The organism is Flavivirga rizhaonensis (genome assembly GCF_004791695.1).
Taxonomy (GTDB): domain Bacteria; phylum Bacteroidota; class Bacteroidia; order Flavobacteriales; family Flavobacteriaceae; genus Flavivirga; species Flavivirga rizhaonensis.
Map to the genome: position 1 here is coordinate 50,430 of NZ_SRSO01000011.1, position 26,391 is coordinate 76,820.

At 30.7% G+C, this 26,391-nt stretch carries 27 protein-coding genes; 13 read left to right on the forward strand and 14 right to left on the reverse strand.

The features are described 5' to 3' along the window. Positions 1–165: 165 nt before the first annotated feature. From EM932_RS20880 to EM932_RS09610, 5 genes are all read right to left on the reverse strand, one after another. Positions 166–336: a hypothetical protein gene (locus EM932_RS20880; RefSeq protein ID WP_170179766.1), complete on the reverse strand. Its 171-nt coding sequence runs from the start codon at positions 334–336 to the stop codon at positions 166–168. A 27-nt stretch (positions 337–363) separates the two neighbouring features. After that, positions 364–906: a DUF6934 family protein gene (locus EM932_RS09595; protein ID WP_135876970.1), complete on the reverse strand. Its 543-nt coding sequence runs from the start codon at positions 904–906 to the stop codon at positions 364–366. A gap of 103 nt (positions 907–1,009) precedes the next feature. Further along, positions 1,010–1,870, reverse strand: coding sequence for a fructosamine kinase family protein (locus EM932_RS09600; RefSeq protein WP_135876971.1), 861 nt, complete (start codon positions 1,868–1,870; stop codon positions 1,010–1,012). 19 nt (positions 1,871–1,889) lie between these two features. Continuing rightward, positions 1,890–2,429, reverse strand: a complete 540-nt coding sequence (locus EM932_RS09605; RefSeq protein ID WP_135876972.1) for a dihydrofolate reductase family protein — start codon at positions 2,427–2,429, stop codon at positions 1,890–1,892. Positions 2,430–2,509: 80 nt separating this feature from the next. Continuing rightward, positions 2,510–3,724 (reverse strand): RsmB/NOP family class I SAM-dependent RNA methyltransferase, encoded by a 1,215-nt coding sequence (locus EM932_RS09610; RefSeq protein WP_135876973.1) that lies wholly within the window; start codon positions 3,722–3,724, stop codon positions 2,510–2,512. Positions 3,725–3,864: 140 nt separating this feature from the next. On the opposite strand from EM932_RS09610, the gene EM932_RS09615 reads away from it, so the two are divergent. The 8 genes from EM932_RS09615 (at position 3,865) to EM932_RS09650 (ending at position 9,433) form a co-directional block, all read left to right on the forward strand. Beyond that, complete coding sequence (locus tag EM932_RS09615) at positions 3,865–4,443, forward strand: RNA polymerase sigma factor (protein ID WP_135876974.1); 579 nt, start codon at positions 3,865–3,867, stop codon at positions 4,441–4,443. 40 nt (positions 4,444–4,483) lie between these two features. Continuing rightward, entirely contained in the window at positions 4,484–4,795 is a 312-nt protein-coding gene (locus tag EM932_RS09620) for a hypothetical protein (protein WP_135876975.1), read from the forward strand. 6 nt (positions 4,796–4,801) lie between these two features. Further along, positions 4,802–5,311, forward strand: a complete 510-nt coding sequence (locus EM932_RS09625) for a Spy/CpxP family protein refolding chaperone (protein WP_135876976.1) — start codon at positions 4,802–4,804, stop codon at positions 5,309–5,311. A 144-nt stretch (positions 5,312–5,455) separates the two neighbouring features. After that, positions 5,456–5,752, forward strand: coding sequence for an EF-hand domain-containing protein (locus EM932_RS09630; RefSeq protein ID WP_135876977.1), 297 nt, complete (start codon positions 5,456–5,458; stop codon positions 5,750–5,752). A gap of 16 nt (positions 5,753–5,768) precedes the next feature. After that, positions 5,769–7,202, forward strand: coding sequence for a CotH kinase family protein (locus EM932_RS09635; protein ID WP_246040999.1), 1,434 nt, complete (start codon positions 5,769–5,771; stop codon positions 7,200–7,202). A gap of 258 nt (positions 7,203–7,460) precedes the next feature. Then, positions 7,461–8,240 (forward strand): YHYH protein, encoded by a 780-nt coding sequence (locus tag EM932_RS09640; RefSeq protein ID WP_135876978.1) that lies wholly within the window; start codon positions 7,461–7,463, stop codon positions 8,238–8,240. A gap of 27 nt (positions 8,241–8,267) precedes the next feature. Next, complete coding sequence (locus EM932_RS09645; protein ID WP_246041001.1) at positions 8,268–8,807, forward strand: toxin-antitoxin system YwqK family antitoxin; 540 nt, start codon at positions 8,268–8,270, stop codon at positions 8,805–8,807. Beyond that, positions 8,804–9,433, forward strand: coding sequence for an SCO family protein (locus tag EM932_RS09650; RefSeq protein ID WP_135876979.1), 630 nt, complete (start codon positions 8,804–8,806; stop codon positions 9,431–9,433). The genes EM932_RS09645 and EM932_RS09650 overlap by 4 nt, the downstream gene beginning before the upstream one ends. A 42-nt stretch (positions 9,434–9,475) precedes the next feature. Here the strand turns inward: EM932_RS09650 and EM932_RS09655 are convergent, their stop codons facing one another. Further along, positions 9,476–12,742, reverse strand: coding sequence for a hypothetical protein (locus tag EM932_RS09655; RefSeq protein WP_135876980.1), 3,267 nt, complete (start codon positions 12,740–12,742; stop codon positions 9,476–9,478). A 90-nt stretch (positions 12,743–12,832) separates the two neighbouring features. Between EM932_RS09655 and EM932_RS09660 the strand changes: the two genes are divergently transcribed. Then, on the forward strand, positions 12,833–13,882 hold the full coding sequence (locus tag EM932_RS09660) for a WD40/YVTN/BNR-like repeat-containing protein (protein ID WP_135876981.1): 1,050 nt from the start codon (positions 12,833–12,835) through the stop codon (positions 13,880–13,882). Positions 13,883–13,917: 35 nt separating this feature from the next. On the opposite strand, the gene EM932_RS09665 is transcribed toward EM932_RS09660, so the two are convergent. The 7 genes from EM932_RS09665 to EM932_RS09695 form a co-directional block, all read right to left on the reverse strand. After that, a complete protein-coding gene (locus EM932_RS09665; protein ID WP_135876982.1) occupies positions 13,918–14,361 on the reverse strand; it encodes a sensor of ECF-type sigma factor in 444 nt (147 codons plus the stop codon). Positions 14,362–14,373: 12 nt separating this feature from the next. Continuing rightward, positions 14,374–14,874 (reverse strand): hypothetical protein, encoded by a 501-nt coding sequence (locus EM932_RS09670; protein WP_135876983.1) that lies wholly within the window; start codon positions 14,872–14,874, stop codon positions 14,374–14,376. A 39-nt stretch (positions 14,875–14,913) separates the two neighbouring features. After that, entirely contained in the window at positions 14,914–15,456 is a 543-nt protein-coding gene (locus tag EM932_RS09675) for an RNA polymerase sigma factor (protein ID WP_135876984.1), read from the reverse strand. A 293-nt stretch (positions 15,457–15,749) separates the two neighbouring features. Continuing rightward, complete coding sequence (locus EM932_RS09680) at positions 15,750–17,588, reverse strand: ABC transporter ATP-binding protein (protein WP_135876985.1); 1,839 nt, start codon at positions 17,586–17,588, stop codon at positions 15,750–15,752. Then, positions 17,588–19,318 (reverse strand): phospho-sugar mutase, encoded by a 1,731-nt coding sequence (locus tag EM932_RS09685; RefSeq protein ID WP_211344276.1) that lies wholly within the window; start codon positions 19,316–19,318, stop codon positions 17,588–17,590. Before EM932_RS09685 ends, EM932_RS09680 begins: the two co-directional genes overlap by 1 nt. 136 nt (positions 19,319–19,454) lie before the next feature. Beyond that, positions 19,455–20,405, reverse strand: coding sequence for a glycosyltransferase family 2 protein (locus tag EM932_RS09690; protein ID WP_135876986.1), 951 nt, complete (start codon positions 20,403–20,405; stop codon positions 19,455–19,457). A gap of 39 nt (positions 20,406–20,444) precedes the next feature. Then, the gene (locus tag EM932_RS09695; RefSeq protein WP_135876987.1) at positions 20,445–20,975 is read right to left on the reverse strand and encodes a DUF4199 domain-containing protein; all 531 of its coding nucleotides are present in this window, start codon (positions 20,973–20,975) and stop codon (positions 20,445–20,447) included. 159 nt (positions 20,976–21,134) lie between these two features. Between EM932_RS09695 and EM932_RS09700 the strand changes: the two genes are divergently transcribed. The 4 genes from EM932_RS09700 to EM932_RS09715 all read left to right on the forward strand — a co-directional run bounded on the left by EM932_RS09700 (position 21,135) and on the right by EM932_RS09715 (position 24,757). After that, positions 21,135–21,386: a type B 50S ribosomal protein L31 gene (locus tag EM932_RS09700; RefSeq protein WP_135876988.1), complete on the forward strand. Its 252-nt coding sequence runs from the start codon at positions 21,135–21,137 to the stop codon at positions 21,384–21,386. A 158-nt stretch (positions 21,387–21,544) separates the two neighbouring features. Beyond that, the gene (locus tag EM932_RS09705) at positions 21,545–22,720 is read left to right on the forward strand and encodes a GlmU family protein (RefSeq protein ID WP_135876989.1); all 1,176 of its coding nucleotides are present in this window, start codon (positions 21,545–21,547) and stop codon (positions 22,718–22,720) included. A gap of 191 nt (positions 22,721–22,911) precedes the next feature. Next, a complete protein-coding gene (locus EM932_RS09710) occupies positions 22,912–23,712 on the forward strand; it encodes a TolB-like translocation protein (protein ID WP_170179767.1) in 801 nt (266 codons plus the stop codon). A gap of 364 nt (positions 23,713–24,076) precedes the next feature. Continuing rightward, on the forward strand, positions 24,077–24,757 hold the full coding sequence (locus tag EM932_RS09715) for a lysoplasmalogenase family protein (RefSeq protein WP_135876991.1): 681 nt from the start codon (positions 24,077–24,079) through the stop codon (positions 24,755–24,757). A gap of 7 nt (positions 24,758–24,764) precedes the next feature. On the opposite strand, the gene EM932_RS09720 is transcribed toward EM932_RS09715, so the two are convergent. Beyond that, complete coding sequence (locus EM932_RS09720; protein WP_135876992.1) at positions 24,765–26,390, reverse strand: ABC transporter substrate-binding protein; 1,626 nt, start codon at positions 26,388–26,390, stop codon at positions 24,765–24,767. Position 26,391 lies beyond the last annotated feature (1 nt).

A 26,391-nucleotide genomic window follows, 5' to 3' on the forward strand; every position in this document is an offset into this window, starting at 1 on the left:
AAATTTACTTCTTTTTAGTCGAATTTCATGCAAAAATATAGTGGTGAAAATGGAGAGTTATTCACGAGGTTTTAAACATAGGGAATTACCTTGTTTTATGAACAAAAAAATACAAACCATTTGGTTTGCGCTTATCTCATTATTATATGTTGTAGGTAATTATTTTTAAATCGGGAGTGATTTAATATTGCTCAATGTCTTTTTAGCTAATTCTATTTTTTCAGGGAACAATTCTTTGTCTTTAATATCTTTGGCAATACTAGATAGCCTCTCTTTTGTCGTTTTTGACATAGAAAGCACTTTTGTCGCTTTTAGTATTTGTTTTTTTCTTCCCATTTTTTCTAAATGTTATACAAATTTACTTCATTTTTTCTTAAAAACCAAAATGCCAACATATTCACTTTCAGATATGTATTGGGATAATGTAGCTTTTTTTTCATTTGTTAACCCTAAAAATGTATACTCTTTACTTAACTCAACGAAGTTTCTATTTAGATAGTATCTGTAAGTTTTAATTCTCCTGTTAAAATTTTTACATACATCTTCACAGTTCTTTTTGCAATTGGTTTTGCAAAGTTCTTTAAATTTATCAGCACTATCACTGCCCTGTACCCAAATAGCGGCATCTTCGTTTTCTTTAAAGAATTGAGGAATGGTATTTAGTACCGTACTAAATACTTTTCTCATATCTCCATTATTACTATTTGAATCATCAAAAATATTGCCATTTTCTTCATTGTAATCTCCAAAACCTAAATTATAGATAACTTTTCCATTTCTTTTGGCTACAGGGGTATATTCTATCGCTTTAATTATTGATTTATACCCTTTACTTTCGAATAAGTACTGAATTTTTCGTGTTTTAGATTTTAGGAGTTCGGTTTTATAAGCAGGTATGTTGTTCAATATCTGAGGCTTTTATATTCAAAGGTAATATTTTTTTTACGTTTTGTGAATTTGGTATGTTTGTGGTTTTGTCATTCCTGTGCGAAGACAGGAATGACAGAATCTAGAAATACTTTTTTAAAATAGATAACACAGAACCATAATAAGAATTACCAAATAAATTTAAATGTACTAATAAGTAATAGAGCTGATAGATTTCTATTCTTGCAGAGCTATGCTCGTCTGTTTCAAAATTAGAATAATAAGTGTCATAAAAACACACACTAAAACCACCAAATAGTTTAGTCATGGCAATATCCACTTCATGATGTCCGTAATAAACAGCAGGGTCGATGAGGTAAGGTGTGCCATTTTTTGAAATAAGAAAATTTCCATTCCATAAATCGCCATGTAATAAGGCTGGTTTTATACCTGCAAACAGTGGCTCTAAGGTTTCTTTTATTTTTTGTGAAGATGGATACTCATTTTTAGAAAGTAACTGTTTTTGTTTGGCTAGTTCTATTTGAGGTTGTAAACGTTCTGTTGTGTAAAAATCGACCCAAGTAGTATTTGGTTTATTACTTTGATGTAAACTGCCGATAAAATTATCTTGATCTAAACCAAAATTGTCAGAAGTGCATTGATGTAATTGAGCTAATTGATTTCCTAAGTTTTTATAATCTGAAGATGAAGCTGATTTACTATCAATAAACTCCATGAGTAGAAAAGCAACATTTTGAAAGGTATCACAGGCTAAAACTTTTGGCGTTTTTATGGTATTTGTTTTTCTAATGACTTGCAATCCGTAAGCTTCAATTTGAAACATGTTTGAAGCGTTTGATACATTATTGGATTTTAAAAAATAGGCGTTATTTGAGGTTTCAATTTTAAAAGCTTCTGAGATATCTCCACCACGAACTGGCGAAACTTTTGTGATTGATTCGTTTAGTATATTTGATAGAAGTGATTTTAAATCATTATTCATGATTTAAAAATAGTAAAGTTTATTTTTTTCGTTGATAATGACTTTGAACAATCTGATCTAAAAATACTTCCGTTTTAACATGATTGAACACTAGTGATTTTGGAAGGACATCAAATAATGGAATACCATCTCCTAGCAAAATTGGAATAGTGGTGAGTCTAAGCTCGTCAATTAAATCGGCTTTAAGAAAATTTTGAACTGTTTTTCCGCCATCTATATACAGGTTATTAAAACCCTTTTTGTGAATAGTGTCTAAAACATCACGTTCTTTTCCATGTAGGAAAGTTACTTGATCTTTAAGATTCTTTGGAACTTCTTTAAGCGAATGACTTAAAACAAATACGTGTTTTTTATAGGGCCAGTCAATATCAAAATCAATAACGGTTTTAAATGTTGTTTTTCCCATTATAATAGCATCTATTTCCTCCATTAAATCATAATAGCCCATACCATGTTGATCTGGGTTTGGTATCATATCTAACCAATCCAATTCGCCATTTTTTCCCGCGATGAAACCGTCTAAGCTTTTACCTATAAACACGATGTTTTTATATTCCATACTCAGTTTTAAATTTATTTAAAAAGAATATAAAAATAGAAGATTCAAAAAGTAAATACAGAATTATAAACAAAAAGTTATTAACTCTTTCTCTCTAAGAGCGCCATATAGAATCCGTCAAATCCAGAAGTATGAGCAAAAACATTTTTATCTTTTATTAAAGAGAAATCCGCGCCAGCTTCAGATTTTAAAAAGGTCTTTACTTGATTTTGGTTTTCAGACGGTAACACAGAACAGGTTGCATACACTAATTTACCTTCTGGTTTTACCATTCTGGAATATTGCTGTAATACGTCTTGTTGAGTGACTCTAATTCTATCTAAAAACTCAGGTTCTAATTTCCACTTAGCATCTGGATTTCTACGTAAAACACCTAATCCAGAACAAGGAGCATCAATTAAAACACGGTCTGCCTTATTATGTAGTTTTTTTATCGGTTTAGTAGAATCAATAACTTTCAATTCCACGTTATGGACACCATTACGTCTGGCTCTAACTTTTAATTTTTTGAGTTTACTTTCGTAAATATCCATGGCAATAATCTGACCTTTATTTTCCATCAATGAGGCAATGTGTAAGGTTTTACCACCAGCACCGGCACAAGTATCAACCACTTTCATACCTGGTTTTACATCTAGAAAATCGGCTACCAATTGTGATGATGCATCTTGAACTTCAAAAAGTCCGTTTTGAAAAGCATCTGTTACAAAAACGTTGGCACGTTCTATTAGTTTAAGTGCAGAATCATGACCTTTGATGAATTCGGTTTCAATACCTTGGTCATGCAAGATGTTTTGTAATTTTTCTTTAGTGGTTTTAAGTGTATTGGTTCTTAAAATAACGTCAGCTTGTTCATTTTGTTTTGCTATTTCTTTGGTCCACTTTGCTTCACCTAGTTCTTTTAAACCTACATTATCAATCCAATCAGGAATGGATTCTCTAAGTTTTCTGATTTTAGAAAGTTCGTCAAAACGTCCTTTGATTTTTCGGGTAGGTGTACTTTCAAAATATTTCCAATCGGGTAATTTTATCCCTTTCAAAGTGGCCCAAACAGCAAACATGCGCCATAAGTTGTCTCTATCAAAAGGTTCTTTTACTTCGGCAATTTCAGCATACAAACGTTTCCAACGTACAATATCATATGTAGTTTCAGCAACAAAAGCTCTATCTCGAGCTCCCCAACGTTTATCTCGTTTTAATAGTTGTTGAATTACTTTATCGGCATATTTACCTTCATTAAAAATTAAGGTTAATCCATCTATAACAGAAAAGCAAAGGTTTCTATGTAATCGCATTTTTCAGATCTCTGTGTTCAGTATTTAGTAAGCAATTATGGCCACTAAACTAAAACTGAACAAGTTTAAATTATTAAGGCTGCAAAGTTACGTTTAATTCAGCAATTAATTTCCTAATTTGCGCGTATTAAAAGACACATTTGACTGAGCAAAATTTTATTAATGATTTAAATGCAGGAAAACAATCTGCTTATAGTAAACTGATTGACGATTTTCAGGATAAAGTATTTGCTACTTGCATATCATTTGTGCCAAATAAAGAAGATGCCGAAGATATTGCTCAAGATGTTTTTGTAGAAGTTTTTAAGTCGATTGGTAAATTTAAAGGTAATTCTAAACTATCAACTTGGATCTATCGTATTGCAACTAATAAATGTTTAGAATTTATAAGGAAAAGGAATACTAAAAAACGTTTTGCCTTTTTACAATCTATAATGGGAAACGATTTGCCGATGGATAAAAGTAAATACTTTACGGAGATGAATCATCCTGGGATTATTTTGGAGAATAAGGAAAAAAGTGAAACGTTATTTCTTGCTATTAATCAATTGTCTGAAGAACAAAGAACCGTATTTACGCTTAGTAAGATTGATGGTATGAGTAATAAAGAGATAGGAAAAATTATTAATAAAAGTGTGTCTTCGGTGGAGTCCTTAATGTTTAGGGCGAAGAAAAATTTACAAGAATTATTAGAGAATTTTTATAAAAATGAAAACTAACGCAAGTTTTTAAAAGTTATTGCATCTAACAATATATAACATGGAAACAAATAAAAATATAACGAATAAGATTAAGGATACTTTAAATGCTATGGATGCTATTGAAGCCGTTAAAGTATCTCCATTTTTTAAAGATCAAACCATGCAAAGATTGTTTACTGAGAAAGAGGAAGAACAATTAATATGGCCTTGGTTTTCTTTTAAATTACAATTGGCAACCTTAGTCTGTGTTATTGTTTTAAATGTATTAGCATTTACACAATTAAACTCTAACGAATATGATAGTAATATTAACGAGTTTGCAGAAACTTATGGCTTGTCTTCAAGTTCGGATATATCATTATTTAATTAAATCATTATGAAAAAAAATGTACTCTTATATGTGCTATTAGTATTTTTAATAGTTGTTAATGGTCTTTTTCTATTTAATTATTTAGGGAATTCTGATGATACGGAAAACAAAGATAGGTCCAAAGGTCCTATTAGTTTTATTGTTAAAGAATTAGACTTTAATGATGAGCAAATGCTACAATTGGAAAAAATTAATAGAAAACATCATCATAGAATGATGCGTATTGGTGATGATATTAAACAATTAAAAGATGCTTTGTTTAATAAATTATCGGACGTTTCCTTTAATGAAAATTCAATAGATTCTATTACGACTTTAATAGGCAAAAGAGTAAAAGAACAAGATATAGAAGCTTTCTATCACTTCAAGGATATTCAAGAATTATGTAATGACCAACAAAAAGAAAAGTTTAAAAGCATAATTAATGATGCACTTCACAAAAGAGGTAGAAAAGAACAAAGGCCGCATTTAAGAAACGGTGAAGGGGAGCGTAGACTACCGCCACCAAGGCATTAATAAATCTGATTATATACTAAAGGCTTTCATGAAAATGAAAGCCTTTTTTTGTACAAATCATAAATATTTCTTAAAAAACAGATGGCCTCACAAGTTTTTTTAATTCATGACATCTAAAATATTAAACATAAAAATATTATAGATATGAAACCAAACACATTAAAAACAGCAGTATTATTTTTTGGAATGATATTATTTGTTTCAACCAATTTATTTGGTCAGGATAAGCATCAAAGACCTGAAAAGCCACCAACAATAGAAAAGTTATTTGAAGATCTTGATGAAAATGATGATGATAAACTTTCAAAGAAAGAAATTAAAGGACCGTTAAAAGATCATTTTTCAGTGGTAGATACAAATAAAGATGGTTTTTTGACTAAGGAAGAATTAGAAAAAGTTCCTAAACCAAAAGGAAGAAAACCTCAAGAAGAAAGGAATTAATCTAAAATCAAATATTATGAAAAATAAAAATAGTAAAATGTATAAATACCTTTTTAAAACCATTTTGTCAATAATCATTGTTGTGTTTGTTGTTGCTTGTAATAGTAATGATGATACGGCTGATGTTTTAGAAGAAACCGATGAAGTCATAGTTGATGATACCGATTTTGTTGCTACAGATTGGACAACAGAAACGCATACAAAAGATGTAGATCCAAATTTTGATGAAGTATTTGAGGACAATACAGTAAAAAGATTGGATATTGTAATTACAGCAGCGCGTTGGCAAAGTATGTTAGATGATATGACCACAACGTATGGTACTTTTGGTTCTGGCGGAGGACCAGGAGGTGGCTTGGTGGACTCAGACGATAACCCAATTTTTGTGCCTGCAGAAGTTTTTTATGAAGGGATAGAATGGTATCGCGTAGGGGTTCGGTTTAAAGGGAATTCCAGCTTACAATCAAGTTGGAGAAATGGTATTTTAAAATTGTCTTTTAAATTAGATTTTGATGAATTTGAAGATGATTATCCGCAAATAGATAACCAACGTTTTTATGGGTTTAAAAAATTAAGTCTTAAAAATAACTATGATGATAAATCTATGTTAAGAGAAAAGGTTGCTGGCGATGTATTTAGAAATGCAGGATTAGTAGGCTCTCATACTGCTTTTTATACACTTTATGTAGATCATGGCGATGGACCTATTTATTTTGGTTTGTATACTTTGGTTGAAGAGGTAGATGATACTGTTTTAGATACACAGTTTTCTAATGATGATGGTAATTTATATAAACCAGATGGCGATGCTGCAAGTTTTGCAGAGGGCTCTTTTGATGAAGATGAATATGTAAAGAAAACGAATGAAGATGATGCTGATTTTTCAGATGTTCAAAGTTTGCTTAGTATTTTGCACGATGATACCAGAACGACAGATGTAGCAACCTGGAGAGCAAATTTAGAAACTGTTTTTGATACAGATGTGTTTTTAAAATACCTAGCAGTTAATACAGTCATTCAAAATTGGGATACCTATGGGAAAATGACTCATAATTATTTTTTGTATAATAATCCTGATACAAATAAACTAACATGGATTCCCTGGGATAATAACGAAGCATTGCAAGATGGAAAACAAGGCGGCTCGTTATCCTTAGACTTTTCGGGATTAAATGCATCAAATTGGCCATTAATAGGTTACTTGTATAATGATGACGTATACAAAGCAAAATATAAAGCTTATGTTCAGGAAGTTGTAGATGGACCATTCAATACTGGAACAATAGATGCATTATATACAACGTATTCTTCTTTAATAGAACCTTATGCGACTTCTGAAGTTTCAGGTTATACTTTTTTAAATTCCAGTGGTGATTTTATAACAGCAGTAAATCAATTAAAAAGCCATGTTTCAGAAAGAGCATCAGCAGTGAATAATTATTTAGATTGAAAGTCGTGTTATAAGAGTTTTGATCCAGTTAGTTTTTGTTAAAAAGCTCCATGATTGTAGATTATGGAGCTTTTTTTGAAAAAAAGTAAAAATTTCTCGCAAGGTTTTAAAAAGAAACGCATCTAAAAATTCAAATCACAAAATAAATCAATGAAAATTCGAAGAAGAGCCTTGGTAATTAGTATTTCATTTTTAGTAATTTCTTTATTGGTACTAAACCTTATGGTTATTTATATGTCTTATTAAAAATGATAGATTATGAAAAATTTAAAAAACCTATTTATTTTACCTTTTTTAGTTGTTATTATTTTTATAGCATGCTCTAATGAGGACGATTCAGAAATCACAGCTGAAGAAGATGAAAACATACAGCCTGTGAATACAGATTATGACATAAGTAATATGCTTTCCAAATTTGAAGGAACTGGCTTATCATATGCTGTAAATGGAAATACAGTGACTTTTACAACTCAAGATTTACCCAATCATACAAGTCCGTATTGGCCAACTAGTAATCCTTTATATGAAGCTTATAATGGTACTAATTCTAATTGGCGTATCAATCCAAATACCATTAGTGAACAAAATATAGTTTTTACCATGTCGTTAAATCCATCTGAAGCTTCAAATAAACAAGCAACGGGTTTAGGTCCTATAGGAATAGCAAGAAATGGTGTGGTGTTTTTTAATCAATATGCAGGACCAGACCAACCATTAACTAATGAAATTGATTCATTTGACCAATGGTTAGGTCACCCACAACGTACGGGACAATATCATTATCATATCGAGCCGACTTATTTAACAAAGCAATTTGGAGAAGATGCTTTTTTAGGGCTTTTAGCTGATGGATTTCCTGTTTACGGACCCGTTGAAAATGGAGAAACGATCACTAATGATGATTTAGACGCTTATCACGGACATACATCTGCAACTGCAGATTTTCCAGATGGTATTTATCATTATCATATTACAAGTGAAGACCCTTATCTTAATGGGAACGGTTATTTTGGAACCCCTGGAAATATCTCTAACTAAGTGCTTAAATATTTAAAATATATAATCTTGTGTATTGGTGTATTTTATTCCTGTAAATCGGAAAAGAAGCATGCAATAGTTAATACTAAAGAACACTTAGAATTAATAAATGGGGTTATGTTTTTTAATGAAGTTCCTTTAACAGGAAATATATTGTCTTATTATGAAAACCATAAAATTAAGTCTGATATTCAGTATGATAATGGAAAAAAGCATGGGTATGAGAAGCATTGGTATGAGAATGGTTTAAAAAAAATAGAACGCAATTATTTTAAAGGTTTTAAAACAGCGTTGCATAAAGGATGGTGGCCAGATGGCAAACTAAAGTTTGAATACCATTTTAATAAAAAAGGGGAGTACGATGGCATGGTTAAGGAGTGGTACAAAACAGGACAATTATTTAGAGATTTTAATTATTTAGCAGGTAAGGAAGTTGGCAGTCAACGTCTTTGGAAAGCAAACGGTACTATTAAAGCTAATTATGAAGTGGTTAACGGAGAACGATTTGGTTTAATAGGTTTAAAAAAGTGCTATACCATAACAACCAATAGCAACGAAATAAAATGAGATATTCTATTATACTAGTATTAATTTTTACCATTATATCTTGTGAAAATAAACAAGTAGAAAGTAATAATATAGCTAAGTTACCTTATTTTAATAGTACAGATTTTACGCCTGAATGGGATAAAGCTACTCATAAAATTCCAGAGTTTTCTTTTACTAATCAAAATGGAGAAGTAGTTACCAATATAACTTATAAGAATAAGATTTATATAACTGATTTCTTCTTTACTAGTTGTCCGGGTATTTGCCCAAAACTTACCAAAAATATGGGAGATCTTCAGAAAACATACATAAATGATGAGGATATCATGTTGCTTTCGCATACAGTAATGCCTTGGAAAGATTCAGTTTCTGTTTTAAAAGATTATGCTAAAAAGTATCATGTAAATGCCACAAAGTGGCATTTAGTAACCGGAGATAAAGATGCATTATATAATATAGCTAGAACAGGCTATTTTGCAGATGAAGATTTTATAAAAACCCAAGATGAAAGTGATTTTATACACACTGAAAATTTTGTTTTAATAGATAAACAGGGTTATATAAGAGGTGTTTATAATGGAACTTTAGAAATAGACGTAGAACGTTTAAAACGACATATTGCTATTTTGAAATTAAGGGGATGATGATATTTGATTCATAATAAGTTTTATTGTGAAGCTCCGTGATTATTTACGGAGCTTTTTATTTTCAAAATTTATAGAATCTAATGCCATTATATTATCAACTACATCTTTGTGTTTTAACATGGCTTTCATAAAGTGGTGAGCAGGTTTAGCAATAACTCTACTCAAAGCAGGTTCAATAATAACGCAAGTTTTAGGACAGTTTTTACAATCGCTACATATATTCATGGCACAATTGATATATTTATCATTGTCTTTAATCCTATCTTTAATTTTTTTAATACATAAAACATCTAATTCTATTTTTCCATAAATATTTTTCACATCCTCAAAAGTAAATTTATGAGGAAGATAGATACTTATAAAACGTGTTTTATCTTTTGTCGAATCATCGCTTTGAGCCAGATAACTTAATTTATTTTTTATATATAAAGGAAACATTTCTGTGGCTGCAACTGCTGATATGATAGCAGACATTTCGCTGGATTCGTTAATCTTAAAGTCTTTGCAATTCGAAATATGATCCTTTAAATAGTATTTTATAAATAAGTCTTTATCATTTACAATGTTTACAAATACATCTTCTTTGTGTTTCATTTTAAAGACACTATCTGTTGTGTTTATTTTCTGTTCCATTTTATTTACTGCATTATATAATTTATAAGCAGAAAGTAGTCCTGAATTTTCATAAATACCCCCGTCGTTATATTGCCCTTTTCCTTCTATGGTTGCAGCTGGGCTTATTAATGGAAATCTGTTGGTGGTAGATACGGCATTATAGAAAGATAGTGTTTTATCTCTATTGGAGCCCAGTTCCAAGATATCATCGGCTCCCATATATAGAAGTGATTCTATGTCTTTATGTTTGCTGTCAACTTTAACCGAAACGGCCATACCTTGACTTCCTTTAATGTTCGTTGTATTTGCAATAAGTATTGGGAAAATAGAATCCTGTTTATACATGTTGTTTTTCCAATAGTTTCTGTAAGCAGTAGAATTAAATTGATCCATATCAAATCCAGAGTAGTCAGCATATACTTTCATAGCTGATGTAGAACGATCTTTTCCTTTTAAATCACAAACAGGAACGAAAAGGTGGCTAAAAAGGTCTCTGCCAAGAAGGTGTGTTAAATCCATAGCTAATATGTTTTCCGTAGCTATAGAATCAATAGTGCTATCAATATTATTTTCTTTATGGCTTAATGCCATTGTTGTATTTATTAACCCTATGGTGCCACCGGAAGCCCCAGAAAGACATACCGTATTTTTAATAAAATCAGGATTTGTACTTATAATTTCATTTAAAACCGTCATGGTCCACGCATTGGCTTTCATGCCACCTCCATAGCATCCTATATAGTATCTGGGCTTATGTTGATTAGAATCTTTGTTTAGTTTGCTCACATAGTCTTTAAGGCTTAATTCATCCGATGGTTTTCTTTCAATTTGTTCTAAATGGTATAAATGACTTTTTGTAGCATCAATGAATCTTGCTGTAATGTTTAGTACCAGTACAATTAAAACAGCAGCTGCAGACGAGAAAAAAAAGTGTTTTTTGTTTTGTTTGGCGTAAACATCACCAGATTTATTGTAATAAATAAAGTGCTTAATTAGTATAACGATAATACCATAAAACAAGTAGAAGTATGATAGAATAATTATTATAGCATTAATACCGAGGGCTTTTTCAGGAAATAAGTTAACGAATATTAAAAAGAATAAATTGATAAAACCACCATGAATTAAGATTTGAAGAAATATCACATTATTACTCATGGCTCCAAAACTTAATTGCCATAAGCGTATTTTGGAAAAGAACTTTAATAAAGGGTTGCCTTCAGTAAAATCATGGTTTTTAAAATAGTCTTTTATTTTATTTTTTCTTTCATTTATTGGTATCTGGACCTCTTCATCTTTTAGATTCATTAAAGTGAAGGCATAAAAAACAGAGGATACCTTAGAATTAAAAAACACATACCTGAAAATAGATCGATATGTTCTGTAATATACATAAGTAATGGCTTGAAATACGATGCATAACAGACTGATGATAACTGTTGTTTGATTATAAGGAGATTCAATATTGGTGTATGACAGTAATAATATTAATAAGACTAAATGAATAACAAGCGTGATAATTAGAAATATAGCGTGAACAAACATGGGTTTATTTATGCTATATAATTTGGGGTTCTCTTCTTCTTCATTAGTGAAATAGAAATCTGTAGTATCATCTTTTATGTCTCCAATATTTAAAAGGTCTTTATTGTAGAACTGCCATTTTTCTTTCTTCTTTTTCAAAACGTACAACCACCAGATAAGGGCTATTAGCAGTGGAAAAGATAAGTCGCTCACAGAAAAACCACAAACAAAATTAGTGTCAGCGGTATATGCAATCATATAAAATAGAGCGACATAAAAGAAAACTCCCAGAGTGCGTCTTAAAAAATTAATGTAGTTTTCATAGTTTTTATGGCTCTTGGGTTTGTTACTTCCTTGTTCAGGTTTTTTTATATACCAAATGGTACCAAATAACCAGAATCTCTTGGACATTCGCCAGTCTTTTTCAGGAATTTTATTACCATTTTTAAGAAGAAAATAATTAGGGTAGTGAGACAAAGCAACACAAAATATTGGAGCGAAAAGTCCTAGTAAGACGAAGACAAACTGAATAGGGTTTTCATATAAACGTACTACAATAGAATTGACCTGTGGTACTTTTGGTAAAGCAGATCCAATAATAAATAAGATAATCAGACTGATATATGAGGACTTAATAAAACCCCAAATTATAGTCAGCCTGTTTTGTATTGAATACTTCAGTACCACCAATAGAAGTATGATTAAAGAAAAAGCATAAAAAACTTCTTTTATTTGTGCGATAGTTTCTGGGTAAGACTTTTTTATTAAGTAACAGATATTTTCTACTACATCGAAAGTGTAGGCAGCAATAGCTACAATTAAAAATAACCAGAAAAACCATTTGTTAGATGTGTTTTTTTTAGCTTTAGTATATACATAGCATCCCATAACATATAAAAGCGAGATAGCCCATATAAAATCCGTATAGAAAAAAAGCTTATAAAAAAGCATTATTTTAGATGAAATTTCAAGTGCTTCGAACCAGTCGGTAAGAATAATTTTGTCTGAAAATTGAGGGTGGTCAATAAATCCATTAGTTTTAAAGATTCCAGCAAAAACGACCATAGCTATTGATAGTAGAATGAATATAAAAAGAGCGCGTTTAGAGATTCCGTTTCTTATAAAGTATTTGAAAGGGTTATACGTTAAATCTTTGTTTTTTAGCATAGTAAGTCGTGTTTGTATAAAATTACATATAATTATAAAAACTGAAATACGTACTTGTACGTATTTTTTTAACTAAAATGAAGGTGTTTTATGAATAAGATCACGTTGTTATTGACTTTTAACATTTTGGTACTTTTGAGTTGTAAGTCCAAAGAGACCTTTAAACCAAGGAATATTTCTAAAGTTGAAGTAGAAACTTTGGTGAAAGATTCTTTGTTAAATGTTAGGGCTTTGGAAGTTGTGAAAGGAAACGTTTTATTCGGGACTTCTAAAGGAGAAATATATGTTTATACGCCGTCTGAAAATTCAATAAATTTAATAACTTTTGAATGGATGGAAATGGATTCGATTAATCCTCCAAATTATAGAGCTATAGCATATGTAGAAAATAAAGTTTTTGGATTAGCCATTGAATCTCCAGCATTGTTATATATGAATGGAAAATTAGTTTATAAAGAAAATCACCCTAAAGTCTTTTACGATTCCATGGATTTTTGGAATGACCAAGAAGGTATCGCTATTGGAGATCCAACAGATGCTTGTATGAGTATAATTATTACTAGGGATGGCGGGGAAACATGGAATAAGTTACCTTGTGGCTCTTTACCAAAAGCTAAAGAAGGCGAAGCTGCTTTTGCTGCCAGTGATACCAATATTACTATTGTGGATGATCATACCTGGGTGGCGACCGGAGGAAAAGCAAGTAGAGTTTTATATTCTCCTAATAAAGGAAAAACCTGGGAGGTATTTGATACACCTATTATACAGGGAAAAGAAACTACGGGGATGTATTCTATAGATTTTTACGATGAACTTAACGGGTTTGCTATTGGAGGAGATTACACAAAACCAAATGATAATGTAGCGAATAAGATAAAAACGGTAGATGGTGGAAAGACCTGGGAACTTGTGGCCCAAAATGAGGAACCTAGCTATAGAAGTTGTGTGCAGTATATTCCAAATAGAGAAGGAAAGGAGCTGATCGCTATTGGATTTAAAGGTATTGACTATAGTAACGATTCTGGTAATTCATGGAAGCATCTTAACGATGAAGGTTTTTATACCATCCGATTTTTAAATGATTCAATTGCTTATGCTGCTGGTTCAGGAAGATTAGCTAGGTTGACTTTTAGAGAATAAAAGAGTGTAAGTTTTTAAACTTTTAACTTCTACTTTCAATTTCCTCTCTGATGTCCTTTATTTTTATAATGTTCTAACATTTTTCTTTTAAAATCATCTTCAGCTATTTTTAATAAAATTATTTTTTTAGGAGGAATAATTTTTAACAATTTAGATGATAATTCCATGCGTTGCTTATGAATCGAACTTTCGGCCTCATTTATCTTAGTAATTAATTCTTTAGCTCTTTCATCAGTTAGCGTACCAATATTTCTTCTTATCTCCCGACGGATGTTTCTAATATCTTCATGCCTTATTTTAGAAGTCACATTATCGTAGTTGTTATAAACTGGCCAAAATTTCTGAGCCTCTTGTTCTGTTAAGTCTAACTTTTCTGTGATAAAAGATACTTTAAGTGTTTTTATTCTTTCTCTATTATGTTGCGCTGAAATATTAAGCGAAAAGAGAAATAGTAATATGGAAAATATGATTTTTTTCATGTGAGTTGTGCTTTATTCTAGAATGATATCATCAATATCTAGATTATCTAATATATAGGTTTCTATAGTGTCTTCGTCCCCTTCTTTGTATTCTATAAAATGTTCTTCTAACAAATCTTCTTCAGTTAGTAGTGTTGCAATTTCATAGGAACCAATATTTTCATTCATTATATAGTTTTCAACTGTTTCAAAATCTAAAGAGTCAAAAGCTGGTTTTTTTTCAGGGAAAGAAATATAAAATAAAAGTAATACAGCCGCAGCAATCCCAGATAAATAAATGATGGTTTTTTTTCTAAACAAAGAGATTACTTTTGTAGGGGTCTTAGTTGAAACTTTGTCTATAATGGTATCTTCCAAATTATTAAAATAGTCCTCAGGTAATTTAAAACCGGAGTCCTTTGATACTTTCTTCAGCTTTATATCACTTAAAATAACATTTTCTAAAGTGTTAAAATAATCATCAGGGACTTTAAATCCTGTTTCTTTAATGTTATGTAGTTTTTTCTGTTTCATTATTTTATTATTAATAAGACTTATCTTTTTAATAAAGGTTTAATCTTTAGTTAAATACGCTTCAATTTTCTTAACAGCAATATGATATGATGCTTTTAAGGCACCTTCACTTGTTTCCAGAATATCAGCCATATCCTTGTACTTTATATCTTCAAAATATTTCATGTTAAAAACCAGTTGTTGCTTTTCTGGCAAAGTAGCAATAGCTTGTTGTAATTTTAGTTGAATGGTGTTCCCTTCAAAATAGACATCAGATGTTAGATTGTTTATTGCTAGTTGTTGTATTTCTTCACTTGTAATTTGTAATCGTTTGGCATTTTTATTAATAAATGTAATTGATTCGTTTGTAGCAATCCGGTATAACCATGAAAATAATTTACTATTACCCTTAAAGTTATGAATGTTTTTATAAACTTTTATAAAAGTATTTTGTAAGACGTCATCAGTGTCATCATGCGACTTTACTATATTACGAATGTGCCAATATAAACGTTCTTTATATAGCGTAATGAGTGTCCTAAAAGCTTTTTCCTTAAGGTTTTCTGACTTTAATTGTTCTAACAGTTGTGTTTCGTTGGTCACAAAAATTGTTTAGTCTTTAGACTAATAAATATACGGAAAGTTTAAATTTTATTTTTTATTTTATTCAATTTTCACAACATATTGATTAGTAGTATTTTATATGTTATTTTATCGATTAAGTGTATTAAAATAACGATTAAATGCGTTTTTTTTTGGTTGCAACCGTTTTTTGTTTTATGTTTGTATCAGAAACCTACTTATTGTTGATAGTCGTCCCCAAGTCTACCAATGAACAAAAAAAAGGATAGAAACCCAAATCTCTATCCTTTTTTTATTTTTTGTAAATAATTATATTATCCGAAACTTTGCATTTCTACTAGTTTGTAGTAAACCCCTTTCTTATTAATAAGGTCTTTATGCTTGCCTTGTTCGACAATTTCTCCTTTATTAAGAACTACAATTTCATCTGCATTTTGTATAGTAGATAGTCTGTGAGCTATAACAATAGATGTTCTGTTTTTCATCATATTTTCTAAAGCCACTTGTACAAGACGTTCACTTTCTGTATCAAGAGCTGAGGTTGCTTCATCTAAAACCATAACAGGAGGACTTTTAAGAACTGCACGAGCAATACTTAAACGTTGTTTTTGACCACCGGAAAGCTTATTTCCAGAATCTCCAATATTGGTATTTATGCCTTCTGATAAATCTTTAACAAATTCCCAGGCATTGGCAATTTTTAAGGCTTCAATTATTTGCTCATCTGTAGCTTCATCATTACCCAGTTTCAGATTGTTTTTAATACTATCATTAAAAAGAATAGCATCTTGAGTTACTATACCTAATTGAGCACGTAGCGAGCTAATCGTTAAGTCACGAATATCTAATCCATCAATTAATATTTTACCTTTATTAACATCATAAAAACGAGTAATTAAATTTGCAATGGTAGATTTTCCGCTTCCAGATTGTCCAACTAATGCTACTGTTTTTCCTTTAGGGATGTTTAGCGAAAAGTTTTTTAATACATAGTCTTTATCATATTTAAATGAGATATTATCAAATACGATGTTGGTGTCAAATCCTTTTTTATTAATAGCTCCTTCTTTATCTTTTAAAGGATTTTTGGTATCTATAATTTCCTGTATTCTTTCTGCTGCGGCTCCCCCTTTTTTAACAATATAAAGACCTCTCGAAATAGCTTTTGCAGGAGTTAATACATTATATGATAATCCCATATATACAAGAAACATGCTACTATCTAAATTAGAACTACCTGTTTGACTTAGTACTATATTTCCACCATACCATAAAATAACAGCAATAATGCATATGCCTAGGAATTCACTAACTGGAGAGGCTAGGTTTTGACGATTTATTAACTTATTAGAAAAATGATAAAAACGAGAAGTAGATTCCTGAAATTTATCATTGAATTTATCTTCTGCATTAAAACCTTTAATAATACGTAAACCAGTTAAAGTCTCTTCTAATGTAGATAAAAACAAGCCTTGTTCTTTTTGAACACGATCCGATTTTCTTTTTAAACTTTTACCAATTTTGGAAATAATAACTCCCATTACTGGAATAAAAATAAATACAAACAGAGTAAGTTCTGGGCTTATATAAAGCATTACCGATATGGTGAAAATAATTGTAAGAGGTTCTCTTATAATAAGTTCCAAAACTGACAAAAATGAGTATTGTAAATCTAAAACATCACTGGTTACTCTGGCTAAAATATCTCCTTTTCTTTTTTCAGAAAAATAAGAAAGTGGTAACTCAACTGTTTTTCTATAAACCTCATTTCTAAGATCTCTTATGACACCATTACGTAAGAATACCAGAAAATAATTTGCAAAATATCCAGAAATGTTTTTTAGTAAAAACATTGTGATTATCAGACCAACAACAAAGACAAGTGCTTTAGAATTATCACCATTTGTATAATAGTTCATTTGATATGCTAGGAAGTCTTCAATAAAGTCTCCCATGTCTGTAAATCCAGTCCATTCAGGTTTTACGCTAGCAACATTAGCTTCACCTTGTTTAAAAATGACATCTAACATGGGTTTTAAGGCAACAAATGATAAAGTCCCAAATAGTGCAAAAAAAATGTTACAGATTATGTGCCCAATAGCAAATCGTTTATACGGTTTTGCATACCGTAAGATATTTACAAAATGATTCATTAATTAAGTTTCATGTCTTTTAAAATAGCATCTATTTTAGATTCTAATTTCGCTTCTGTATCATTAAAAGCATCAACAGATTCTAAATTATCGTTAACACTAATGTAGAATTTTATTTTGGGCTCAGTTCCACTAGGCCTAAGTGCAATTTGACTTCCGTCTTCTGTATAATAAATCAATACATTGGATTTTGGAATATCAATGGTACTTTCTTCACCAGAAACCATATTTTTAGTAATTGATAATTGATAATCTTCAACTTTTACTACTTTAGATCCGTTAACTACGGTTAGAGGGTTTTCGCGAGCATCAATCATCATTTGCTTAATTTCTTCTGCTCCTTCAATGCCTTTTTTAGTTAGAGAAACTAGACGTTCTTTATAAAGCCCATGTTCTGCATATAGTTTGATAAGTTCGCTATAAAAAGAACTTCCAATTGATTTGGATAGAGAAGCTATTTCACAAGCTAAAAGTGTTGAGGTAACCGCATCTTTGTCTCTAACAAAATCACCGACCATAAAACCAAAACTTTCTTCACCACCACCAATAAAATCGAGTTCAGGAAAATCTTTTATTAATTTAGCGATCCATTTAAAACCTGTTAAAACAATTTTGCTATCTACTTTATAGGCTTCAGCAAGTTTATTCAACATGGATGTAGATACGATGGTTGAAGCTATAAATTCTTTGCCTTTAATTTTTCCTTCGGCTTTCCATTGCTTTAATAAGAAATCTGTCATCATCAACATGGTTTGATTTCCGTTAAGTAATTGTAATTTGTTTTCTGAATTGCGTACAGCCACACCTAATCTATCACAATCAGGGTCAGTTCCTATAACAATATCAGCATTTACTTTGTCGGCTAATTCTAATGCCATTTTTAGTGCTGCTGGTTCTTCTGGGTTTGGTGATGCTACTGTTGGGAAATCACCATTTGGCACTTCTTGCTCTTTTACAATATGAACATTTTTGTATCCAGCACGTTTTAAAGTTTCTGGAACTGCTGTAATAGAAGTACCATGAAGTGATGTAAAAACAATATTTAAATTGTCTTTTGCTTCTTGTGAAGCACCACAGCTACCATTTTCTACTGAAGCATCAATAAATACATCATCGACATCTTTTCCTATATAATGAATAAGGCTATCATTAGCGTCAAATTTTATGTTAGCATAATCAAGATTATTTATAGCCTGTATTAAAGCATCATCATGTGGTGGTACTAATTGTCCTCCATCTTGCCAATATACTTTATATCCGTTGTATTCTGGTGGGTTATGTGAAGCAGTTAAAACAATACCACAATGGCAGTTTAAATGTTTAACGGCAAAAGATAATTCTGGTGTAGCGCGTAAATCTTCAAATAAATAAACTTCAATACCATTGGCCGAAAACACATCAGCAACAACTTTTGCAAGTGTTTTACTATTGTGTCTACAATCGTAAGCAATGACCGCTTTTGGATTTTCATTTGGAAAAGATTCATGTAAATAGTCACTCAACCCCTGAGTGCTTTTTCCGAGTGTATATTTGTTTATACGATTGGTTCCAACACCCATAACACCACGCATACCACCTGTTCCAAACTCTAAGTCTTTATAAAAACTTTCCTGGATGTCTTTTGGGTTATTTGCAATGCTATCTTTAATGAAGGTTTGTGTGTCATCATCAAAAGTTGGTGTTAACCATGCGTTTATTCTATCTAAAATCTTTGGTTCTATATAAATCATATCTCAATTAAATAAGTGCAAAAATAATCAATTAGTCAGATAATGTCTTTGTTTTTTATACCGAACTGATATTTAATAACTCAAACGTTTTAGTATTTCTATAGGGGTATAGTTGGCTTTAATAACAAGTATAATTCTAGTCAAAGTTTAGCTCATTTTTAATGGAATAGCGCTTTTTCCCCTGTTTAGTTCGCAAAATAATTTCACCTAAAAAACCAGCAACAAAAAATTGTGTACCAATAATCATGGTTGAAAGTGTAATATAAAATTGAGGTCGCTGTGTAATAAGCCTTCCTGTAGGATTCAAAAATAATTTATCTATACCTAAATAGAATGAAAATCCTAAACCGATTGTAAACATAATAAATCCTAAGGCTCCGAATAAATGCATAGGACGTTTACCAAAACTAGAGAGGAACCAAATGGTAATTAAATCTAAAAACCCATGAACAAAACGGTTCATTCCGAATTTTGTTTCGCCATATTTTCTAGCTTGGTGCTGTACTACTTTTTCACCAATTTTTGTAAACCCAGCATTTTTAGATAATACAGGAATGTAGCGGTGCATTTCACCATTTACATCAATATTTTTAACGACGTTTAAACGATATGCTTTAAGCCCACAATTGAAATCATTTAGCTTTACTCCAGAAGTTTTTCTGGCTGCCCAATTAAATAGTTTTGAAGGTAAATTTTTGGAAATAACAGAATCGTAACGTTTTTTCTTCCACCCAGAAACCAGATCAAAACCATCATTTGTAATCATGTTATAGAGTTCCGGGATCTCATCAGGATTGTCTTGCAGATCGGCATCCATAGTAATCACCACATCTCCTTTTGCCTTTTCAAAGCCAGCATGTAGTGCCTGAGATTTACCAAAATTTTTAAAAAAACGAATCCCTTTTACATCATTGTTTTGAGATGCTATTTGAGAAATAATTTGCCAGGAATTATCTGTGCTGCCATCATCAATAAAAATAATTTCATATGAAAAATGATTGGATTGCATAACTTTTGCAATCCAATCATGTAATTCAGTTAATGAGTCTTGTTCGTTTAGTAGTGGTATAACTACAGATATATTCATTTAAATATTTTCTAAATTCAATATTCAAAAATAGCGAATTTATTCTGTGTCTGGATTACTTTTTTTCATTGCAGCAGCAACAATTAACCCGATGATACTAAAAAACACTAAGTACCCTGCTAATCCTTTAACAATGTTTCCCAACGAATATTGGTTTTGAGATTCAATTTGTTCAACAGATTTAGCAATAGCATCACTAGGTGTATTAAAGCCCTCAAGCATTTGCACTGTTTTTTCAATAGTTTTTTCTTTCAATACTTCTGCAGCATCCGTATCGATAAAATTAAATAGTATATAAGAAACAAAAGTACTTATTACTAAACCGATTAAAACAGTAAGGAAATAAGAAGTAAAAGCTTCTTTAAATGAAGCATATCCGTTTTGCAGTTGTTTCGTTTTTGCAACTGAAATAATTCCTAAGACTATTATAATTATTAAAATAAAAATACCATACCACATATTTGTCAGTAAATCTAGACTTACTGCGTATGCGACAACAGTGAAAAGAGCGAGTATTACTCCTAAATATAATCCATAATTTGAGGCTATAGATTTCAATGATTTTTCCATAATATTTTGTTTAAAATGTTAGTTGATTTGTTAGTGTTCAAAAATAACAAAACGTTACACCAAAAAGTTAAAATAAAAATAATAAAAAATATTGTGCGTTTATAAAAAATGCTTAAATTTGCAGCTCCAAAATTGTAAAGAATAATAAAGCATTTAGCGATGAGAAAAGGTATACATCCAGAAAATTATAGATTAGTAGCATTTAAAGATATGTCTAACGACGATGTGTTTTTAACAAAGTCTACTGCAGATACTAATGAAACTTTAGAGGTTGATGGTGTTGAGTATCCACTTGTTAAAATGGAGATATCAAGAACATCACACCCTTATTACACTGGTAAATCTAAATTAGTAGATACTGCTGGTCGTATTGACAAGTTCAAAACTAAATATGCTAAATTTAAGAAATAATTTAAGCGTATATCATAATATAATATTTATTAGCCTTTCAAAAATGAAAGGCTTTTTTATTTTATTTAATTGAATTACTTTTGAATACATAAATAATTACTTAATGTTAAAGTGTAAAAACTTGTAACTCCTAACATAACTCACAATTTTCACCTTTTATGAATTATATTCTTTTTGATGGGGCTTCTCGGAACAATTTATTACCATTTACATTCACCAGGCCAGTAGCTGATATTAGAACTGGAATCTTAACCATTCGTGAAAAATGGGAAATGTTTTTAAAAACGACGACGACGACAGTTACTGAAGACTATTTGTCTGGTAAATATCCGATGGTAGAAATGGAAGAGAATGTGATGATTAATGCATCGTATCTTCCAAATTTAGAGTTGGTTGAAAGAATAAAAGGTCTAGAAGAGAATCAGGCAATTTTTAGAGATGAAGATGTTATTGCATTTTTTGCTAAAGAAGGACAAGATGATATTGATTTTGATCGCTTTGAAACATTTGATTTTGAAGGTGGTATTATAAAGATTGAAAATACTTGGGATATTTTTTCTAAAAACGGAGACACGATTCAAGAAGATTTTAACTTAATCACAAAAGATAGAACATCACAACCTATTCCGCCTAGTAATAATATTATAGCCCCAGAAAATATTTTTATAGAAGAAGGAGCGACATTAGAATTTGTAACGCTTAACGCTAGTAATGGACCCATTTATATTGGTAAAAATACAGAAATAATGGAAGGGAGTGTTATAAGGGGACCTTTTGCTTTGTGTGAAAATGCGACAGTGAAAATGGCAGCAAAAATTTATGGACCAACAACAATAGGACCTAATAGTAAAGTAGGAGGAGAGGTTAACAACTCTGTATTATTTGCCAATTCCAATAAAGGCCATGAAGGTTTTTTAGGGAATTCTGTTTTAGGAGAATGGTGTAACATGGGAGCGGATACTAATACCTCTAATTTAAAAAATAACTATGCAGAAGTACGTTTATGGGATTATGAAACCGAAGGTTTTGCAAAAACTGGATTGCAATTTTGTGGTTTAATGATGGGGGATCACAGTAAATGTGGTATCAATACCATGTTTAATACAGGAACAGTCGTAGGAGTAAGCGCTAATATTTATGGCAGCGGTTTTCCAAGAAATTTTGTACCAAGTTTTAGTTGGGGTGGTAATGGTGGTTTCACTACTTATTTAACTAAGAAAGCATTTGAAGTTGCAAGTATTGTTATGTCCAGACGTAATGAGGAATTCACAGAACAAGATCGAGTTATTTTAGAGCATGTTTTTGAAGAAACTAAGAAATACAGAAGGGTATAATTAGAGGTTTCTCAATAATAAATTGTAAAATATTTAAATTCAAATGGTTATATTTACTTGTAGTGCACCATTTTATGTTAAAGTTTTTTTATTACATAATCTTTTTAATTGGACTAATAAGTTTTTCTCAAACTAAATATTTTAGTATTAAAAATTTAGAAATTAACACTGAATATCCACATTTTGGTTTGATGCAAATTAACAGATCAAGAGTTGTTTTTACATCATATTTATTAGATAAAAAGGGAAGGGTAAAGCGGTTTGAAGGCAATCCTATGTTAACGGTTTTTGAGGGTGATTTATCAGAAGATGGTAAAATCGTTAATGTGACTCCTATAAAAATAGATTCAAAACAAAACATATCTCATATTACTAGTGCTACGATATCTCCAAATGGGAAGCACATTTATTTGGCGACAAATTATACCAGAAAGAATATGCCAAAGGGCAATTTTAATGAGGCTAATTTTCATATTACAGTAGGTGAGTTTAAAACAGGAATAGGGTGGACTAATTTCAAAGTATTGCCCTTCTGTAAACTTAAATATTCTTATGCACATCCAGCTTTAGACAAGGATGGAAAAATATTATATTTTACAGCGAATATTAGGGGTGGAAAAAATACAACAAGGGGAGGTTCTGATATTTTTAAGGTAGATATTTTCGCAGATGGCACTTATAGTGACCCAAAAAATTTAGGCAGCAAAGTTAATTCTTATAGTCGGGAGATGTTTCCTTTTATGAGTGCTGATAATACGTTGTATTTCGCTTCAAATAGACCTAATGGGTTTGGTGGGTTCGATATTTATAAAAGTATTATGAATACAGATGGTACTTTTAAAAAAGCTGAAAAGTTACCACAACCAATTAATAGTAAGCAAGATGATTTTTGCCTTATCATAGATTCTAAAAACAAAACTGGTTATTTTTCATCAAAACGTTTAGAAGGTAAGGGAGATGACGATATTTATTATTTTAAACAAATCGATTGAATTTAATCGAAAAGAATTCTCCGAGGCTTAACCTCGGGTCCAATGTCATTAAGTTAAGGAAACTTATTCTGTTTTGTCATATTGAGCTCAGTCGAATTATAGCTCTATATATGCCTTTCTGTATAGGATTAGCATGTTTGATTCATTATTTATTGGAGAAAAAATGGAAAAAAGGAGCTGTTGTAAAAGATGAAATCATGATATTGGTAGAAATTTGAAGAGTGATTAATTGCCTTAAAAGTAAAATGGGAAGAAAATTAATTTGGCTTATTTTATTGAAATGTAATTTTTTTCTTATTTTGGTAAAGATTTACAACTTTAAAAGTATGTAGATTTTTTTATCATAGCCCTAAAAAGATAAACTGTGTTGCATATTTTTAAAAATGAAAGAAAAATCAGTATTCTTTTTTTTATCATTTTAACTATAGATATTTTAGTTAAACTAAATCTTGATCCCTTTCCATATAGATATATTTCTAAACCACCTTTAGTACTCCTTTTATCTTTGTATTACTATTATAATAATAATGAAAAACGAAAGAGAAAAAAACTATGGGTAATCTTGGCATTATGTAGTTTTTTATTAGGAGATATATTTGTTATAAACCATACTAATATTATTTTTTTAAGCGTCAGCCTGCTTCTTTTCGCTTTAGCAAAAGTCTTTTTAAGTTTGCGACTTTCTCATATATCGGATTTTAATGTTATTAAACTAATCCCTTTTTCTATAATACTATTTGTCTATACGGTTTTTATAGTGAGTTTTCTTTTTAATAGTTTAGGAGATTTTTTTGCACCAGCACTGCTAAGTTTTTTTATATCACTATTACTGATTCAATTTGCCTTTTTAAGGAGAGGAGTTGTTAATAGGGTTAGTTATTCCTATGTTTTTCTAGGTATTATTTTTTATAAGTTTTCTGAGGCTATGATGGCTATAAAAACATTTAAAATGGATTTACCAATGCAAGATATTTTAATTATGTTATTTTATGGCATATCTATATATCTCATTTTTTTTGGAATTGTAAAAGAACATAAAAATTAAAATGATATCAATTCTTTTTAACCCTTCTTAAGTCCAATAAATTAATAGGGTTTATTCCAAGACCGGAAACATTCTTTCTTGTAAAGCGAACCACTTCATCATAGTATAAAGGTACCATGATGGCATTTTCCATAACTATAGAATCCATGGTAGTATATAGATGTTTTCTTTCTTCAATATCAGTAATAGTGAAAGCTTTATTATATAAACTATCAAACTGAGTGTTTTTAAAGTGAAAATAATTTGAGCCATTAGGAGCGAAATTTTTACTATAGAATATCGATAAATAATTTTCTGCATCCAAATAATCTGCAACCCAGGAACTTCTAAACATATCAACTTTACCATTTGATCTAGCTGTTCTTAAGGTCGCTTCAGGCATAACATCGACTTTAATTACTAATCCGGTTTTATCGAGTTCACGTTGAATAAACTCACAAAAACTTAAGTAATTACTGGTCGTTGTTAAAGTGATTTGAGGTTTTGATATGCCGCTTTCTTTTATAAATTGTTCAACCAATTGTTTAGCCTTTTCAGGTTGGTAGCTAAAACCAATAGATTCATTATGTCCAGCTAACCCTTTAGGAATAAAACCACCATTAGCAGGATTGCCAATATCGTTTCGTAAATAAATCATCATTTTTTTTCTGTCAAAGCCATAATTTATGGCTTTGCGAATTAGTTCAGATTGTATTTCTGGTGTTTTAGAATCTAAATAAAACCCTAAGTATTCAGAGTTTAGGTAGGGGCCTTGAATCATATTTACAGATTCTTTGTAGGTGCTGCGAAGCTGGCCGTCTGCTGTTAAGAGCTCATCTTTATAAGAGGCATCTAAACTGTTTAAAAAATCTATATTGCCTTGTGCGAACTGTAAAAACTCACTTTGTTTATCAGGCAAAAAAGTAATGGATACGGCTTCTAAATAAGGTAGAGATACACCAGCACTATCTTTTTCAAAATAATGATTGTTTTTTCTAAAAACAAGTTTAATATTTTCTTCCCAACGTTTAAATTGAAAAGGACCGGTGCCAATGGGGTGCGATCTAAAATCACTGCCATAATGTTCGGCAATTTCTTTAGGAATAACCGAGCAATACTTCATAGACAATAGCCCTATAAAAGCAGGGAATGGTTGCGTTAATTTAATTTTAAAAAGCGTATCATTTATAGCTTCAAAATGATCTACTTTTTTTAAAACCCAATTTCCTGGTGCTGCAATTTTCTCATCCCTTAGTCGGTTAAAACTATATTTAAAATCTTCTGCAACTACCACTCTTGTAGAATCTTTTCCAAATAATTCATGCTTGTGAAAATACACATCATCACGTAGTGTAAATAAGTAGGAGAGACCATTGTTCGAGATTGTCCAGTTTTTAGCAATGCTTGGTAGAATATTTAAATCACTATCCAACTGTACTAAACCATTAAATAATTGGTTACTAACCCAAGTGTCTTGCAAGGTTCTTGAAAAAGCAGGGTCTAAAGTATTTATGTTTGCATGTTCATTATACTTGAAAACTAGATGGTCTTTGTTAACTAATCTATTATTTGCGCATGAGTTTAATAAGAAAGTAAAGTTTATTATAAATAAATAGACTGTTAAGTATTTTATATTTGTCGTCACTAGTTTCATT

What these genes read in the sequence shown, in the direction of transcription:
- EM932_RS20880 (WP_170179766.1), bottom strand. Translation starts at nt 336, where the DNA reads ATGGGAAGAAAAAAACAAATACTAAAAGCGACAAAAGTGCTTTCTATG.
- EM932_RS09600 (WP_135876971.1), bottom strand. Translation starts at nt 1,870, where the DNA reads ATGAATAATGATTTAAAATCACTTCTATCAAATATACTAAACGAATCA.
- EM932_RS09605 (WP_135876972.1), bottom strand. Translation starts at nt 2,429, where the DNA reads ATGGAATATAAAAACATCGTGTTTATAGGTAAAAGCTTAGACGGTTTC.
- EM932_RS09610 (WP_135876973.1), bottom strand. Translation starts at nt 3,724, where the DNA reads ATGCGATTACATAGAAACCTTTGCTTTTCTGTTATAGATGGATTAACC.
- EM932_RS09620 (WP_135876975.1), top strand. Translation starts at nt 4,484, where the DNA reads ATGGAAACAAATAAAAATATAACGAATAAGATTAAGGATACTTTAAAT.
- EM932_RS09625 (WP_135876976.1), top strand. Translation starts at nt 4,802, where the DNA reads ATGAAAAAAAATGTACTCTTATATGTGCTATTAGTATTTTTAATAGTT.
- EM932_RS09630 (WP_135876977.1), top strand. Translation starts at nt 5,456, where the DNA reads ATGAAACCAAACACATTAAAAACAGCAGTATTATTTTTTGGAATGATA.
- EM932_RS09635 (WP_246040999.1), top strand. Translation starts at nt 5,769, where the DNA reads ATGAAAAATAAAAATAGTAAAATGTATAAATACCTTTTTAAAACCATT.
- EM932_RS09640 (WP_135876978.1), top strand. Translation starts at nt 7,461, where the DNA reads ATGAAAAATTTAAAAAACCTATTTATTTTACCTTTTTTAGTTGTTATT.
- EM932_RS09650 (WP_135876979.1), top strand. Translation starts at nt 8,804, where the DNA reads ATGAGATATTCTATTATACTAGTATTAATTTTTACCATTATATCTTGT.
- EM932_RS09655 (WP_135876980.1), bottom strand. Translation starts at nt 12,742, where the DNA reads ATGCTAAAAAACAAAGATTTAACGTATAACCCTTTCAAATACTTTATA.
- EM932_RS09660 (WP_135876981.1), top strand. Translation starts at nt 12,833, where the DNA reads ATGAATAAGATCACGTTGTTATTGACTTTTAACATTTTGGTACTTTTG.
- EM932_RS09665 (WP_135876982.1), bottom strand. Translation starts at nt 14,361, where the DNA reads ATGAAAAAAATCATATTTTCCATATTACTATTTCTCTTTTCGCTTAAT.
- EM932_RS09670 (WP_135876983.1), bottom strand. Translation starts at nt 14,874, where the DNA reads ATGAAACAGAAAAAACTACATAACATTAAAGAAACAGGATTTAAAGTC.
- EM932_RS09680 (WP_135876985.1), bottom strand. Translation starts at nt 17,588, where the DNA reads ATGAATCATTTTGTAAATATCTTACGGTATGCAAAACCGTATAAACGA.
- EM932_RS09685 (WP_211344276.1), bottom strand. Translation starts at nt 19,318, where the DNA reads ATGATTTATATAGAACCAAAGATTTTAGATAGAATAAACGCATGGTTA.
- EM932_RS09690 (WP_135876986.1), bottom strand. Translation starts at nt 20,405, where the DNA reads ATGAATATATCTGTAGTTATACCACTACTAAACGAACAAGACTCATTA.
- EM932_RS09695 (WP_135876987.1), bottom strand. Translation starts at nt 20,975, where the DNA reads ATGGAAAAATCATTGAAATCTATAGCCTCAAATTATGGATTATATTTA.
- EM932_RS09700 (WP_135876988.1), top strand. Translation starts at nt 21,135, where the DNA reads ATGAGAAAAGGTATACATCCAGAAAATTATAGATTAGTAGCATTTAAA.
- EM932_RS09705 (WP_135876989.1), top strand. Translation starts at nt 21,545, where the DNA reads ATGAATTATATTCTTTTTGATGGGGCTTCTCGGAACAATTTATTACCA.
- EM932_RS09710 (WP_170179767.1), top strand. Translation starts at nt 22,912, where the DNA reads ATGCAAATTAACAGATCAAGAGTTGTTTTTACATCATATTTATTAGAT.
- EM932_RS09720 (WP_135876992.1), bottom strand. Translation starts at nt 26,390, where the DNA reads ATGAAACTAGTGACGACAAATATAAAATACTTAACAGTCTATTTATTT.